The 14,904-nt window shown below is 47.2% G+C and carries 15 protein-coding genes; 12 read left to right on the top strand and 3 right to left on the bottom strand.

The features are described from left to right. Position 1: 1 nt before the first annotated feature. Both PUT07_RS23050 and PUT07_RS23045 read left to right on the top strand, forming a co-directional pair. Positions 2 to 1,375, top strand: coding sequence for a UDP-glucose dehydrogenase family protein (locus tag PUT07_RS23050; RefSeq protein WP_274470837.1), 1,374 nt, complete (start codon positions 2 to 4; stop codon positions 1,373 to 1,375). A 21-nt stretch (positions 1,376 to 1,396) separates the two neighbouring features. Next, positions 1,397 to 2,191 carry a HipA family kinase gene (locus tag PUT07_RS23045; RefSeq protein WP_274470836.1) on the top strand — a complete coding sequence of 265 codons (795 nt, stop codon included), beginning with the start codon at positions 1,397 to 1,399 and terminating at the stop codon, positions 2,189 to 2,191. A 52-nt stretch (positions 2,192 to 2,243) separates the two neighbouring features. On the opposite strand, the gene PUT07_RS23040 is transcribed toward PUT07_RS23045, so the two are convergent. The 3 genes from PUT07_RS23040 to PUT07_RS23030 are packed head-to-tail and all read right to left on the bottom strand — an operon-like array spanning position 2,244 to position 5,249. Beyond that, on the bottom strand, positions 2,244 to 3,365 hold the full coding sequence (locus PUT07_RS23040; protein ID WP_274470835.1) for a glycosyltransferase family 61 protein: 1,122 nt from the start codon (positions 3,363 to 3,365) through the stop codon (positions 2,244 to 2,246). A gap of 22 nt (positions 3,366 to 3,387) precedes the next feature. Continuing rightward, positions 3,388 to 4,524, bottom strand: a complete 1,137-nt coding sequence (locus PUT07_RS23035) for a glycosyltransferase family 61 protein (RefSeq protein ID WP_274470834.1) — start codon at positions 4,522 to 4,524, stop codon at positions 3,388 to 3,390. A gap of 32 nt (positions 4,525 to 4,556) precedes the next feature. Beyond that, positions 4,557 to 5,249 (bottom strand): galactosyltransferase-related protein, encoded by a 693-nt coding sequence (locus PUT07_RS23030; RefSeq protein ID WP_274470833.1) that lies wholly within the window; start codon positions 5,247 to 5,249, stop codon positions 4,557 to 4,559. A 243-nt stretch (positions 5,250 to 5,492) separates the two neighbouring features. Between PUT07_RS23030 and PUT07_RS23025 the strand changes: the two genes are divergently transcribed. The 10 genes from PUT07_RS23025 (at position 5,493) to PUT07_RS22980 (ending at position 14,866) form a co-directional block, all read left to right on the top strand. Further along, positions 5,493 to 6,602: a glycosyltransferase family 4 protein gene (locus PUT07_RS23025; RefSeq protein WP_274470832.1), complete on the top strand. Its 1,110-nt coding sequence runs from the start codon at positions 5,493 to 5,495 to the stop codon at positions 6,600 to 6,602. 25 nt (positions 6,603 to 6,627) lie between these two features. Further along, complete coding sequence (locus tag PUT07_RS23020; protein ID WP_274470831.1) at positions 6,628 to 7,755, top strand: glycosyltransferase; 1,128 nt, start codon at positions 6,628 to 6,630, stop codon at positions 7,753 to 7,755. Continuing rightward, positions 7,733 to 8,833, top strand: coding sequence for a glycosyltransferase family 4 protein (locus PUT07_RS23015; RefSeq protein WP_274470830.1), 1,101 nt, complete (start codon positions 7,733 to 7,735; stop codon positions 8,831 to 8,833). Before PUT07_RS23020 ends, PUT07_RS23015 begins: the two co-directional genes overlap by 23 nt. A gap of 21 nt (positions 8,834 to 8,854) precedes the next feature. Next, a complete protein-coding gene (locus PUT07_RS23010; RefSeq protein ID WP_274470829.1) occupies positions 8,855 to 9,946 on the top strand; it encodes a glycosyltransferase in 1,092 nt (363 codons plus the stop codon). Further along, the gene (locus PUT07_RS23005) at positions 9,921 to 11,270 is read left to right on the top strand and encodes a UDP-glucose dehydrogenase family protein (RefSeq protein ID WP_274470828.1); all 1,350 of its coding nucleotides are present in this window, start codon (positions 9,921 to 9,923) and stop codon (positions 11,268 to 11,270) included. Before PUT07_RS23010 ends, PUT07_RS23005 begins: the two co-directional genes overlap by 26 nt. A gap of 110 nt (positions 11,271 to 11,380) precedes the next feature. Further along, positions 11,381 to 11,671, top strand: a complete 291-nt coding sequence (locus tag PUT07_RS23000) for a hypothetical protein (RefSeq protein WP_274470827.1) — start codon at positions 11,381 to 11,383, stop codon at positions 11,669 to 11,671. Positions 11,672 to 11,688: 17 nt separating this feature from the next. Further along, positions 11,689 to 12,030: a restriction endonuclease subunit S gene (locus PUT07_RS22995; RefSeq protein ID WP_274470826.1), complete on the top strand. Its 342-nt coding sequence runs from the start codon at positions 11,689 to 11,691 to the stop codon at positions 12,028 to 12,030. After that, entirely contained in the window at positions 12,027 to 12,326 is a 300-nt protein-coding gene (locus tag PUT07_RS22990; protein WP_274470825.1) for a hypothetical protein, read from the top strand. Before PUT07_RS22995 ends, PUT07_RS22990 begins: the two co-directional genes overlap by 4 nt. Positions 12,327 to 12,510: 184 nt before the next feature. Then, positions 12,511 to 13,923 carry a glycosyltransferase family 4 protein gene (locus PUT07_RS22985; RefSeq protein ID WP_274470824.1) on the top strand — a complete coding sequence of 471 codons (1,413 nt, stop codon included), beginning with the start codon at positions 12,511 to 12,513 and terminating at the stop codon, positions 13,921 to 13,923. Positions 13,924 to 14,056: 133 nt separating this feature from the next. Further along, complete coding sequence (locus tag PUT07_RS22980) at positions 14,057 to 14,866, top strand: glycosyltransferase family 2 protein (protein ID WP_274470823.1); 810 nt, start codon at positions 14,057 to 14,059, stop codon at positions 14,864 to 14,866. Positions 14,867 to 14,904 lie beyond the last annotated feature (38 nt).

The following is a 14,904-nucleotide window of genomic DNA, read 5'->3' as shown; positions in this document are numbered from 1 at the left end:
GATGAAAGTTGTTTGTATAGGCTCCGGCTATGTAGGAAGTGTGACGGGAACTGCCTTTGCCATCCTAGGGTTTCCAACAATCATTGTAGACATGGACGCGCGTAAGGTTAACGAGATTAACGGAGGCATAAGTCCGATCTATGAGCCGGGCCTGGCTACTTGTATCGAGCGAATGGTGCAGGCCTCGCGTCTTTCTGCAACACAGACTTATGATTGTGTGTATGAGGCGGACGTTGTATTTATCGCCGTCGGCACCCCATCCAAACCGGATGGAGCAGTTGAGTTGAAATATGTCAAAGCAGCTGCCAGAAGCATTGGCGAGCATTTGAACCCCAGCCGGTTCACCGTTATTGTCAATAAGTCAACCGTGCCCGTAGGTACATCCGAACTGGTCGCAACGATCATCGAGGAAGTATCAGGCTTAGAGAACAACCGGCACTTTGCGGTCGTTAGCAATCCTGAGTTTCTGAGAGAAGGCTTCGCGTTAGAGGATGTGTTCTTCCCGGAGCGAATTATTATCGGCTCAGGCTCGCCGAAGGCAAAGAAGATGATGCGGGATCTCTACAAACCGCTGTTGGAACGAACGAATTATGCTGAGCTTACCGCGCACCTCGCGTCTGCCGATAGCCTTGAGGCTACGAAAACGGTGCTGTTTGAAACGGATGCGAAGAGTGCGGAATTGATTAAATACGTATCCAACGCCTTTCTTTCTGTAAAGATCAGTTATATCAACGAAGTGGCCCGGCTCTGTGACTCGCTTGGCGCCAATGTCAACGATGTCTCTTATGGAATGGGACTCGACACACGGATCGGCAATAAATTCCTCCAAGTTTCCAGCGGGTGGAGCGGGAGTTGTTTTCCGAAGGATACGGCGGAAATATTATCCGAGAGCCAGAAGTACGGCAGTGAGCTTACCCTTGTGAAAGCAGCCATTGAATCGAATATCAGCATGCACGATTACTGCATCCAGAAGATTCAGAGAAGCCTGACCTCCTTAAATAGTAAAAACATTGCCATTCTCGGCCTCACATTCAAACCGAACACGGACGATGCCCGTCACACGCAAGCTTCTTATATCATTGGAAAGCTGCTTGATCTGGGCGCTAATGTGTCGGTGCATGACCCGAAAGGGATGTCCATGTTTCAACAAATGAACAGCCAGCTGCAAATCCGTTATTGTGAACGGCCGATCGATGCGGCCGCAGGTGCAGATGCGCTTGTCCTGCTAACCCACTGGGATGAGTACAGGCTGATGAACTGGGAGACCGTTTATAAACTAATGAAAAATCGGTATATTCTGGATACGAGAAACTTCTTAAAGAAATTGAATCTCGGTGAGTTAGGATTTGCATACGAAGGCTTGGGCCTGCATTAATGATCCAGAAGGGAGTAGCCAATGGGGAGAATAAAGCCTGTTTCTTATGTCAAGCCTATGAGCGGGGGGAGATCCTCTCCCCACCTGATTCTGTTCGATGATGGTCATAAATATGTGGTTAAATTTAAAAATAACCCGCAGGGCAACTGGGTCGTCACTTACGAATATATCGTAAATACGTTGGCCAAACGGCTTCAGCTGCCGATTCCCGACTACAAAATCGTAAAGGTTCGAAGCCGGTTTATTAATGAGAACAAAGAGCTGGCTAGCATAGGGTTCAAATCGGGCAACCAGTTTGCCAGCCGATATATCGAGGACTCCGTAACATTCCTTAATCTGCCCGGGAGCTTGGCAAGGGAACAGCTCGTCAACGCAGATCAAATTGCCGGACTTATCGTCTTCGATCATTGGATTGGAAACTCGGACCGAAATCCCAAGAATCTACTTTTCCTGCCGACAGAATCAGACAGTCAACGATACGAATTCAAAATGATCGATCATGCGAACTGCTTCAACATCTCGACGTCGAATCCGGAGAGAAAGTTCTTACCGCTGAAGGTACGGAAAAAAGAAATATATCGTTGGTGCAACACGCTGCTGAAGGACACCCAACAATTAAAATCGTATGTAGACAGAATCCTTGAGATCAAAAACAAGGAGATTTATGAACTCATCCAGTCCATGTCCAGCGATTGGCTGGTTGACGAACAAGCGAAGGATAGACTGTTCAGACATATCAAATATGCCAAAAAAGCTCTGCCGGCAACCATCGATGATTACATCAAATGGTATCTAAAGGGGAAAAAACAGTCGTAAACAAAAATCCGATAGGCGGCTCCAACTGTGGAGACTGCCTATCGGATTTTTGTTATGTGATGCCGGCCCGGCTCATGATCTCTTTGAAGTCATCCATAGCAATGTGAATATCGGCGCTCCTGTCATGAGGATCGACGTACTCTGGAGGGCGTTCTCCTTCGCCGATAATGTAGTAATGGCGATGTCCAATCAGACTGCTCAGGATGGGGTAGCAGTTATGAACCAGGCTTGGAGCAACCAACTCGATGATTGCCGCGCCTGGCGGGGTGAAGACCATGTTCGTCAGGCCTGCTCCGTGCGGCGCAACGATGATCTCCGCTGAAGCGAACAGCTGAATCTGTTCAGCTACCGTCAAGTCTTCGAGGATGACATAGTGAAAGCCATACGGCTTCAAATATGCATAAATATCCGCTTCGTTAGTCAGCATTCGTTTCCTAGCCTTGGAACGGCTAATAAACAACCGCTCGAAGCCGGGGACCGGCATGATTTGTTTATTAACCATAAGCTCTTGCTTAAGAAAATCAACTGCCCATTTGGGCCGGATGCCTCTGGTGAAGTAAGGGAGAACCAGCTTTCTGGGCTGTAGATGCAGCCCGTCATAACTTTCTATCACCTTGTCCTTGGGAATCCCAAGCGCTTCCAACGTCTCGTATTGAAAGGGTGCTAGTTTGGCCCCGTTGATGATGTACCGATCCGGTTGGAGGCCGCAAACCTTGAGCATATGAAGACGCGGAAGGACATCCATCATCCAGTGATAATAGATGCCGCTGTCCTTGATACTTAGCAGGGCTACGGTGTCCGAGGTGACCTTTAATTTGGGCAACCGGTCTAGCTCGAAAATGGAATGCTCTTCGGGGAGCTTGTGCTTCTCCCGCGAATGGCTCCATACCAGCTTATGATCGGGTGTCATTATATCCGGCTTCGGGCCGTAGACGATCCCTCGGGGGATGATCTCGACAATTCCGTTTCTTTGCTTAAAGGGCTGCACGGCTTCGGAGAAGCGAACTGTCCAGAACGTCGGATCTTCTAAGCCGATGGGTTCGTTGAGATGAACGGGGCTGCCTAAGTTCAACTTCTTCATATGCTTCCTTTTACGCAGGCCCTTGGCTCGGATCCATTCCTTCACAACCTTATAATAACCGTTGGGAATGCCCGTTTTGTTCACATTGCCCATGTGACCACTTCCCTTTATGCACTTATTTGTCAACACCAGCTTTCTGCAAAATCTTCTTTAAACCATCGATGTTCACGGTAATATCATCATATAAGCCCTTCGTGTATTTGTGTTCACGAATCGGGCGCTTGCCCTCGCCTATCAAGTAATAGTAGTCCAATTTCATATGGGCGGCGATGACCAGATAGTAATCCCTGACATAGTTCGGGGAAAAGATCTCGATCAGCTTCGTTCCGGGATTCGTGAAAACCAAGTTAGCCAATGAGGCGCCATGCGGAGATACGATGATGTCGGCGGATTGAAAAGCTCTGACCTGTTCGGCGAATGACATCGTACCCGGATGGATGCAGTGAAATCCGTAGGATTCCAAGTATTTTACAACTTCATCTTCATTCGTTATCTTGCGCCCGCCTGCATGAGCACGGCTTACGTACAGACGTTCATACTTTTTGGAGGTTCCTTTCGTGTTGCACGCGGATAATTCATCGCGCAGAAATTTGCTGGCCCATTCGGGATAGGTATGGGCATAGGGCGCCCACTTGGAATATTTATCAACAACGACCACTTTATTTGCCTTAAGGTGGAAATCTTCGGAGGCGATGATCACTTTCTCTTGAGGGATACCCAAAGCTTGCAGCATTTCTAGGTAAGGAAAGTTGCCCGGAGGGCTGATTACGTATTTATGAATGTTGACTTTACATTGACGGAGGATAGCAATTCGCGGAAGAACGTCAAACATCCAATGAAAATAATTATTCGGATACCGGAAAGAGAGATAGGCAACGGTTTTATTGAGATAGAGAGGTTCAGGGAGCCGATCCTTGCCGGCTAAAATCTCCGAATAAGAAATGTGCCGGATGAATTTATTCTCTGGCGTTAAAACAACGCCTCTGGCTCCGTAGATTCTCCCCTTCTTGATCACAGCGGCATAAATTGTCGGATATATCGTATCCGTCTTCCACTTCACTCCGCATCTGCGAAAGTACCAGTGAAGCTTTTTTTCTATCGTTTTGGGCTCCAAAAAAGGCACGTCTTGCTGGAAATGGAATTTTTTCAATCGATGCTTGTAGTTTAAAGATCTGCCGGTCTTAAACCATTGTTGAATGGTTAGATAGTTCCCTTTGGAGGGTACCCGTAAGTCAGATTCGAACTTCGCCAATGAGCTTCCACCTCAACTTCGTTCAGAATGATTTAAACAAATTTGCCGCGTTCCAATATCAGCTTTTTCATTGCTTCTCTGGTCTTTGCTTTCTTGTATTGTTTAAGAATAGCATCATTCGCATCATGATTCGGGTTGCCTTTCGTGCCTACATAAGGGTGCCAGAGGTGATATACATCGGAATCGAGACGACGGTAGGCTCCGCAGCGCACGTTTACCGATAAAGCGAACGCAGTATCTTCGCAGCCCCATCCTATAAATCGTTCATCGAACCCGCCGACCTTCTTATAGATTCCGCGCGGGAGCACATTTAGTTTCCCGGCCCAGCGGGAGAAATCTTTGCGGCGGTAGTCCTTGATTTTTACTTTTAAAGGCCATTTGGCTTTGCTCTCATAAATCTTCTTGGAATTTTCCTCCGAAATATTGAGCACATCGTGAAAAGGCACGACCCAAGTATAACGATCGAGGAGTTCGATGGACTTGGTAATGATGGCAGGATCATAAATGGTGTCATTGTCCGCTACGACAATAATGCTTCTTGTGGATTGCTTGAATGCGTTATTAATGGCTTTGGATCTGTTGAAAAGTTCGCTATTGTCTTCTCCAATACAGATTTCGGCATCCGGCATCGCTTTCTTATAAAATTTTTTGATCCATTGAAACGCGGCGTCTCTGGGACCATTGTCGGACTTATAAGGAATAAGCACAGATACGTCTTGGAACATAGGAAAACCTCCTTAGAGTTTCATAGAACTCGCATCATAAGCAAAAATTTTCATTCCTTTGTAGTATGTTATGCAAAAAAAACGATACAGCAGAGGCGGATGTACTAACTTTCACATTTAGTTTTCAATTAATTAACAATAAATTTACAAATAGATCTTTGAACTAGGAGGTTTGCCCAACACGGGCAGTAACCGGTGTAAATATATTGGAGATAGAGGTCTAGAAAGGATGGTGACCCCTGATTGAATATTTTATTCAAGGGCTACTTCTACACGGGCAGCGGCTATGCAGAGGGGAACCGGGTTCTTCTGCGCATTCTTGACAGGTGTGGTTATCGCGTTCGTATTGAACCCAGGGATAATGAGTCGGACAAAGGGCTTGCTTTGACAAGCGAAGAAAAACAGTATTTGGCTTCCTTTGAACATACGGAATTAACCTCCAACGATATATTCCTATTCCGGGGATCTGGCTCAGCGCTTCATACCCGTTCTGATTTTCGCATCAATATTGCGCACACGACCTTCGAAACGGACCGCATCCCTGCTTCGTGGGTAGCTACGCTGAATCGATTCGATGAGGTCTGGGTGCAATGCGGCTTTAATATGAAAACCTTCGAATTCTCCGGCGTTCAAGCGCCCCTGCGGTTTATTCCTTATTTTTTTAACGATCCGGCTTACCTCCCGCAGGGTGACAAGTTTGCACTGCCGCTCTCGCAGTCGTTCAAATTCCTTTCGGTGTTCGACTTGATTGAACGCAAAGGGTATGATGTGCTGCTGCGTGCGTACTTGAATGAATTCTCACGCAGCGACGATGTGGCTCTCGTGATCAAGGTCCGTGACCGCGAGGGGGTTGAAAAGCTGATGAGCATGATTGAAGCTCACCCTAAATCGAAGCTCGAGCGTCCGCCTGTCCATATTCTTGACGAAATGCTGTTAACACCTGAGCTGCTAAGTTTATATAGGGCTTGCAGCGCTTTTGTTCTTCCCACCCGCGGGGAAGGATGGGGGCGGCCTTTCTTTGAGGCGATGCTGATGGAAATGCCGACGATTGGCACCCGCTGGAGCGGACAATTGGAATATATGAACGAGGAAAACTCGTATCTTATTCGTGTGAAGAAGCTAGTCCCTGTCCGTCTGAAGGATCATCCCGATCCTTCTAAGTATGAAGGACATTATTGGGCGGAGCCGTCTACGAAAGATTTGCAGAGGAAGATGCGGTACGTCTATGAACATCAGGATGAAGCGAAAGAGCGGGGCAGGAGAGCCCGGCAGGAGCTGCTGAAGACATACAGCCTCCGGAAGGTTGCCAAACAGGTAGCTAAGGAAATCAATAAATTCGCAGTGGATCGTTAATCAACGGCATGGAAGGTGAGGATTCATGAACATTCTCTTGGAGGGTATCTTCTATAACGGACACGGCTTCGCTGAGGGGAATCGCATTCTGCTGCGTATCTTGAATCGAGCCGGTTATCAGGTCCGGATATTAGCCAGGGACTCACATGAAAGAAGCCTCGTCTTAGAGCCCAAAGAAGTTGCCTTCATCTCTTCCTTTGAAAAAAACAAATTGAGTTCCAACGACATCTACTTATGCAACTTTGTGGGAACGTCAATTCGGTATAATCCGGATTTTAGGATTAATATAGCGCGCACGACGTTTGAAACAGACCGGATTCCGGACGACTGGGTGCCGGAGCTTAACAAGTTCAATGAAGTTTGGGTACAGAGCACCTTCAACCTCGACACGTTTGCGAAATCGGGTGTAGACGTGCCGCTGCGGCTGATTCCGAACTTCTTCGATACGAACGCTTATGATCTTGACGTCAAGCCGCTGGCAATGCCGGTTGCCAAATCCTTTTTATTTCTAGCCGTATTCGATTTGCAGCAGCGCAAAGGCTATGACATCTTGCTCGAGGCCTTTCTGAACGAATTTTCACAAAAGGATAATGTTGCTCTAGTCATTAAAATCCGCAACAGCGGCGGAATTCACAAGTTGGAAAGCGTCATCGATGAGCATCCGAAATCCAAACGTGAAATGCCGGCGATTTATATGATTGATCAAATGCTCTCAACGCGCGAATTGCTCGGATTATATAAGGCGTGCCACGCATTCGTGCTTCCCACTCGCGGCGAAGGTTGGGGGAGGCCTTTTTTTGAAGCCATGCTGATGGAAATGCCGGTCATTGGTACGGGGTGGAGTGGACAAACGGATTTTATGAACGAATCGAACGCGTACCTCGTTAAGGTCGAACAATTGATACGGATTCAAAATAGTGATTACCCGATGTTCAATGGCCATCTGTGGGCACAGCCTTCGATACCGGACTTGCAGAAAAAAATGAGGTATGTATTCGAACATCCGGAAGAAGCCAAGCGAATAGGGAAGCAGGCGCGCAGCGATTTGCTCCGCAGCTATAAGCTTAACGATATCGCCGCGAGAGTGACGAAGGAACTAAATAAGTTTCGTTCTAAGGAAGGTGAGAATAGTGAACATCTTATTGGATGGTAAATTTTATAACGGGCACGGTCTTGCTGAAGGAAACCGTATTCTGCTGCGGATCCTTGATAAAGCCGGATATCGTGTGCGCATTCTAGCCCGGGATACGGCTGAGAAGCATAAGGTGCTGCCATCTGATGAAGTGAATTACATCTCTTCCTTTGAAAATACGCAATTAACCTCTAACGATATTTATATGTACAATTGGGTCGGCTCGCATGTACGCTACCAACCTGGATTTCGCGTTAACATTGCGCGTACGACATTTGAAACGGATCGGATTCCCGAATCCTGGGTTATGGAGTTAAACAAGTTTGATGAAGTATGGGTACAGAGCACGTTTAATCTACAGACGTTCACTTCATCCGGAGTAACCGCTCCGCTTTGCTTAATCCCCAACTTTTTTGATTTGAATGAGTTTACGCCGCAAGGTCCTCTTTTACCTTATGCGTTCCCTCCATCGTTTAAATTTCTGTCGGTTTTTGATTTAAAGAAACGCAAGGGATACGATGTGCTGCTCAATGCGTACTTGAATGAATTTTCAAAAGACGATCACGTTGCGTTAATGGTCAAAATCCGGGACAGCAGCAAAAGTGAGAAGATCGAGCGGTTTATTGCGGACCATCCCAAACCTCGTAAGGATCGCCCAGCCATCTATATTGTCGATCATATGCTTCAGATGGAAGACATTCTGAAATTATACCGGCTATGTGACGCCTTTGTGCTGCCAACAAGAGGAGAGGGCTGGGGAAGGCCTTTTTTTGAAGCGATGTTAATGGAAATGCCCACTATTGGCACTAATTGGAGCGGCCATACGGAGTTTATGAATGAGGATAATTCCTACCTCGTGAAGGTCAAAAAGCTGGTCCGTATCGAGAATGCCGAGGATGATTTGTTTAACGGCCACTATTGGGCGGAGCCATCACTCAAGGATCTGCAGAAAAAGATGAGATACGTTTATGAGCATCCGGAAGAGGCTAAGGCGACCGGCCGCAAAGCCCGCCAAGATTTGTTGGCGAGATACAATTTGCAGGAAGTGGCCAGGAGTGTGGTTCGGGAAATGGATAAGTACCAGTACTTGTTCAACTAGTCCGGAAAGGCGGGGAAGCGGATGAATATTTTGCTTGAAGGTATCTTCTATAACGGACACGGACTTGCGGAGGGAAACCGTAATCTGCTTAGGATACTTGATCAAGCAGGATATCGTGTCCGAATCAAAGTAAGGGATCCGTCTGATAAATATAAGGTGCTGCATCCGAAGGAAATCGATTACATTTCCTCGTTCGAGAGCAACTCCTTGCCTACGAACGATGTGTATTTGTACAACTGGATCGGTTCCTTCGCCCGCATCAACCCCGATTTCCGTATTAACATCGCCCGTACGACGTTCGAGACGGATCGGATTCCAGACAGCTGGGTACAGGAGTTGAACAAGTTCGATGAAGTCTGGGTACAGAGCCGGTTTAATGAGATGACATTCACTTCATCCGGCGTCAAGGTCCCGCTACACCTCATTCCTAATTTTTTTGATTACCGGGGGTTTTCTCCGGAAGGGCCAGCGTTATCTTTGCCGATTACGGAGTCGTTTAAGTTTCTATCTGTTTTCGATTTGAAGAAGCGTAAAGGGTATGATCTGCTGCTTCAAGCCTTTTTAAACGAATTCTCGCAGGAGGATCAGACGGCATTAGTTATCAAATTGCGCGATAGCCGTCAGACGGATATAATTGAGCAATTTATCCATTCCCACCCGAAAGCGAAAGAAAAGCGTCCCGGCATTTATATCATTGACCATATGCTGGTACCCAGCGATATCGCGAGCCTATACCGCGCATGCGATGCGTTCGTTCTCCCGACGAGAGGCGAAGGCTGGGGAAGGCCTTTCTTCGAAGCCATGCTGATGGAGCTGCCGGTGATCGGAACGAACTGGAGCGGGCATACGGATTTTATGAACGAACGCAATGCTTATCTGGTCGATATTCAGGGATTGGTGAAGATCTCCGGGAATGATAACCCTATTTGTAACGGGCATTACTGGGCAGAGCCTTCCATAGAGGACTTACAAAGGAAGATGAGGCTCGTATTTGACAATCGGGCGGAAGCGAAGGAAAAGGCCAAGGCTGCCAAACAAGAAATTTCGCAGATGTATAACAGGAGGGAAACCGCGAAGAAGGTCATTTATGAAATTGAAAAGTACAGGAGATGAGCTTGCTATGACTGCGTATACAATAGCTGTATTTGGTCTCGGATATGTAGGATGCGTATCGGCTGCCTGTCTGGCCGAAATGGGCAATCAAGTCATCGGTGTGGATGTGAACCTGCACAAGGTGAATCTGATCAATCGGGGAATACCGACTATCGTTGAGAAAGGGATCGCCGAATTGGTGGCAGAGCAGCATAAACAAGGCAGGTTATCGGCAAGGAGTGATATTCAGACGGCCGTCGCGCAAGCTGATATTTGCCTCGTTTGCGTAGGGACTCCTTCGGATAAAAGCGGTTATCCCGACCTGTCCTTTATTCGGCATGTGGCGGATCAAATCAGTGATGCCATCAAGGGGCGAGAGAAGTTCCAAACCATTATTATCCGTTCGACGGTACCGCCAGGAACCTGCCGGGAGATTGAGCTGAGAATTGCCCGCTCGGGTAAAGTCGTCGACAAGGATTTTGCCGTTGTCAGCAATCCCGAGTTTCTGCGTGAAGGCACTAGTATTGAAGATTACTTTAACCCCCCCTATACGTTAATTGGAACTCGCAATGAGAAAGCATTAGAGATGCTAAGAAACATTTATAGCCCTATTCAGGCGCCGATCATGGAAACGGACAGAGAAGTGGCGGAGATGATCAAATACGTGAATAATTCGTTCCATGCGCTAAAAGTCGTATTTGCAAACGAAATCGCCGCTCTGTGTCATTCGATGAACGTCGACCCGCATACGCTGATGAACTTGTTTGTGAAAGACCGCCATTTGAATATATCCCCCGCTTACTTGATGCCTGGCTTTGCCTACGGCGGATCTTGCTTGCCCAAAGACTTGAAGGCACTCAACGCGATGGCCCGTTCGAGAAATGTGGAGTTATCTGTCCTTTCTTCGGTTGAACGCAGCAATGCGTTGTTGATTGAGAAGGCGCTTGATATGATCGTAGCGGAGGGTATGGTTCGAGTGGGTGTGCTTGGCTTGGCTTTCAAATCAGGGACGGATGATTTGCGCGAAAGTCCCGTCGTGAAATTATTGGAAAGGCTTCTGGGCAAAGGCTACGATATTAAGATTTATGACAGCAATGTGCTTACTTCCCAGTTAGTGGGCGCGAACAAGCACTACATCGAATCGACAGTTCCGCATCTGGCCAAACTCCTCGCACCTAATCTGGAGGAGATCAAGGAATTCGCAGACCTTATTGTCGTCGCTCAGAAAAACGAGGAGAACCTGGAGTTCGTTCTGGACATTTTACCAGCGAAGCAAGTGATCGATCTGGTGCGCATTGTTGACGTGAAACCGGAAACGGATCATTATAAGGGACTGATATGGTAAGAGGGCAAATTTGTTTTGCTGAGGAGGAGTCCCACTTTATATAGAGTCGCATATGCTAATGGAGAAGTGAGGAAATCACAGCCAATGCGGATACAAAGGGAGGAACACGTGTGGAGGAAAGGATTACATCGATTCTTGAGTATATGGCGAAGTCCCAACATAAGCTGGCCGACATCTTGGAAGCCAAACGTTTCGCTGTTGAACATATGGCCGTTTTGGTGGGACAAATACCGGATAAGGATCCATCCCTAGGGGAAATTAAGACCCTGATGGAGCATTCTCTTGAAGTAACCAAAGGAATTGCCACCTACTTGAATAGTTTAGCAGATTTAGAGAATGCCTTATCGGATAATATAGCACCAATCATGAATATGATGAAAGAAGCTCCTAGCTACGAATAAGGATTGGGGTGAACACATTGGACAGAACGGAAAGCTACTTATCCATCTTGGATGCTATGGTGAAAATACAGTATAACGTTGCTTTGATTCTGGAAGCGAAAGCGGTCCATGCCGAGAAATCAAGAAACTGGATTTGCAATCACTTATCTACGGCTGCCTATGCGGACAACGCTGAGCATGTGAAGGAGTCGCACGACATTCATGAGCAGCTTATATCCGTCATTGAGGGGATTACTAAGATGGAAGTTGCTTTTGCTAAACATATGGGGGTACTCCTTGCCAAGGAGGAGGAACCTTCAAACGGAGTAGCGGGAGGCTTTGGCGATTTGTTCGGATTAGGAAGCGATATGGAAAAATGAGATCCGAGGATAGAAAAGAATTACTTCAATTAGATTTATTGGAGTCTATGGCCCTCAGCCAACGCGCCTTGGCGCGTATTATCGAGAGTGTCACACAATGCATAGAAACCTCGCCGTCGCTGGCAAAGCATGTCGCTGAGAACTTAAGCATCATTGCGAAATATCAGCAGGTGCTCACGAGAAAGATAACGGGTATTCAGATCAATGAGAAATCTAGAGGAACTCCTGCGCAGCCCTGGATAAATCCGCGTGCAAGAGTTCATCCCAAAGTCCCCTCTTCATCTAAGGTTAGATGAGGAGGGGTTGTTTTATTTGGGACATACCATTTATGCAATAAGCAAATTAACCCAAAACTCCCTAGACATTCGCCAATTTTTAGCCAAGCTGGGTTCATGCGTATGAATCTAGAAGGAGGTATTCATAGTATGGAGGAAGGTTGGTGGAAATGACCTAGTCAGACAAGTAAAGGAGTGAAGTCGAATGAGGAAAACTTCCAATGCAAAAACCCGAAAGCAGCTAAAGGATGCAGCTCACAAACGAATGATAAAGTCTAATGTGAAGAAAAAACAGCAGCAGCTCAAAACTAGGAGACCTTTGAGTGTTAAACCTATTAGAAAGAGTCATGTTTTCTTAGCTACCATTCCAACAGAAACAGAACAACCTGCACAGCCTGTAGAGTTGCTTCAACCTCCAACTGCAATAGAAACCTCTGAGCCTCAGTCACTACCAGCATCCATCGAACCACCATCGAATCTAGAACTGCCGGTTTTGCACACGGGTGTGAACCTGATCGGTTACATTCGGACGGAGATTGGAATCGGTGAAGCGTGCCGATTAATGGCAAAGTCCTTCGAGACCGTAGAGCTTCCTTTCGGCATCGTCAATTTTGCAGATCCAGGTGCCAGGTCGGCCAGAAACAACGATATGACATGGATTCACAAGGAAATGGATGGCGCGCCTTATAATGTGAACTTCTTCCATATGAATGCGAGTAATCTACGAGACGCTTATGACCATCCGTTCCATCCCTTGGGTCGGGAAATCTTTCGCAATCGCTTCAATATTGGATATTGGGCGTGGGAGCTGCCGGAGTTTCCCGATGAATGGCGAGGAAGCTTTGAGCTAGTCAACGAAGTATGGGCGCCTTCTCAATTTATTGTGGATGCTGTGCAGCAGAAGTCTCCCCACCCCGTTGTGAAAATTCCGCATCCGATCTATATGAGAAATGACCAATCGTATGATCGCCAGCGATTCGGGCTCCCTGAAAATCGATTTCTATTCTTAAGTATGTATGATACACACAGTACGAAGGCAAGAAAAAATCCCCAGGCTGTTATCAGAGCGTTTAAAAAAGCGTTCCCGCCGGATGATGAGTCTGTCGGCTTGGTCGTTAAGGTCAATAACCCCAAATCTAACCCCAAGGATCTTGAAGAACTTATGCAGCTGATGGAGGGATATTCCAACATCTATCTCATTCGGCAAATCCTAAACCGCGATCAAGTGGATACGTTAATTAACTCCACAGACTGTTTCGTATCCTTGCATCGCTCGGAGGGATTCGGCCTTGTCATGGCAGAGGCTATGTACTTAGGCAAGCCGGTAATCGGAACGAACTGGTCTGGAAATACCGATTACATGAATGCCGACAACGCTTGCCCAGTGGATTATAAGCTTGTTCCGGTTGGCCAGGACATCGGACCGTACAAGGCGCATCAAATTTGGGCTAAGCCGGATACGGAGCATGCCGCTTATTACATGCGCAGGCTGGTGCAGGATGAGAAGTGGCGGGCGTTCATTGCGCAAAATGGCAAGCATACCATCCGTTCCGAGTACTCGCCTTGGGTAATAGGACAACAGGCCAAAAAACGGCTAATGCAGTTAGGACTTATTTGAACGGCGGGTAGGGATAGATGTCCCATTTTCAGCAAAAGCCGAACAGGGGTTAAACGGATGCCGTGCCCTTCGGGATGAATACACATACAATGGGAACGAAACCAAATGGCAATTCGCTCAGGAGGAAGTGAATATGAAGAAGCGAGTGATACGAAAGAGCTTGAAACCGAAAGCGAAACCTCGCTATGCCTCCAAACCTTTATCCGAACAGGAAAAACCCAAAGTTTCGGTCATCATACCGGCAATGAACGAAAGTAAGACGCTAGCCTCTGTCATTCGTCAGGCTCAATTGGTGCATCCTTTTACAGAAGTAATCGTTGTTTGTAACGGCTCGACGGATGGTACAGAGAACATTGCCAGGAGGATGGGGGCAAGAGTGATATCCTTCAAGGAATCGTTAGGCCATGATGTAGGCCGAAGTATCGGCGCCATGCATGCGAGAGGTGACATCCTGTTGTTTACAGATGCCGATATTGTGATTCCGGCAAGGGACTTGAAACCTTTTGTTTATGCCGTTGAACGAGGTGTCGACGTAGCGTTGAACAGTTACACGGGCAAAGTTCTAACCGATGAAGTTCATCCTGTTGTACTAGCGAAGCATGCTTTGAATCTTGCCCTTTCCCGCCCTGATTTGCGTGGAGCATCCATGACGACAATTCCCCACGCGTTAAGCCGAAGAGCGCTTGAACAGATCGATGCCAAGCATTTGTCTGTGCCACCGCTAGCTCAAACGATCGCTGTGCGCAAAGGACTTGATCTTCACAAGGTGCATGAAGTCAATGTAGGGCGAATGAATCCGCGAAAAAGGAAAGCATACAAGGTAGATCCGCTGCGGCATCTCATTATCGGAGACCACTTGGAAGCCATCGAATGGTTACTGCAGGATACGAACGAGCGTGGTCTCCAGACAGATTTATCCCGGGATCGATCCTTTGTGGGGTGAAGTTATGAAACGAAAAGCTACCGTACAGCGATTACGCA

The organism is Paenibacillus sp. MAHUQ-63 (genome assembly GCF_028765165.1).
In the GTDB taxonomy this organism is placed as follows: domain Bacteria; phylum Bacillota; class Bacilli; order Paenibacillales; family NBRC-103111; genus Paenibacillus_E.
This window is presented reverse-complemented; position numbering and strand designations above follow the sequence as displayed.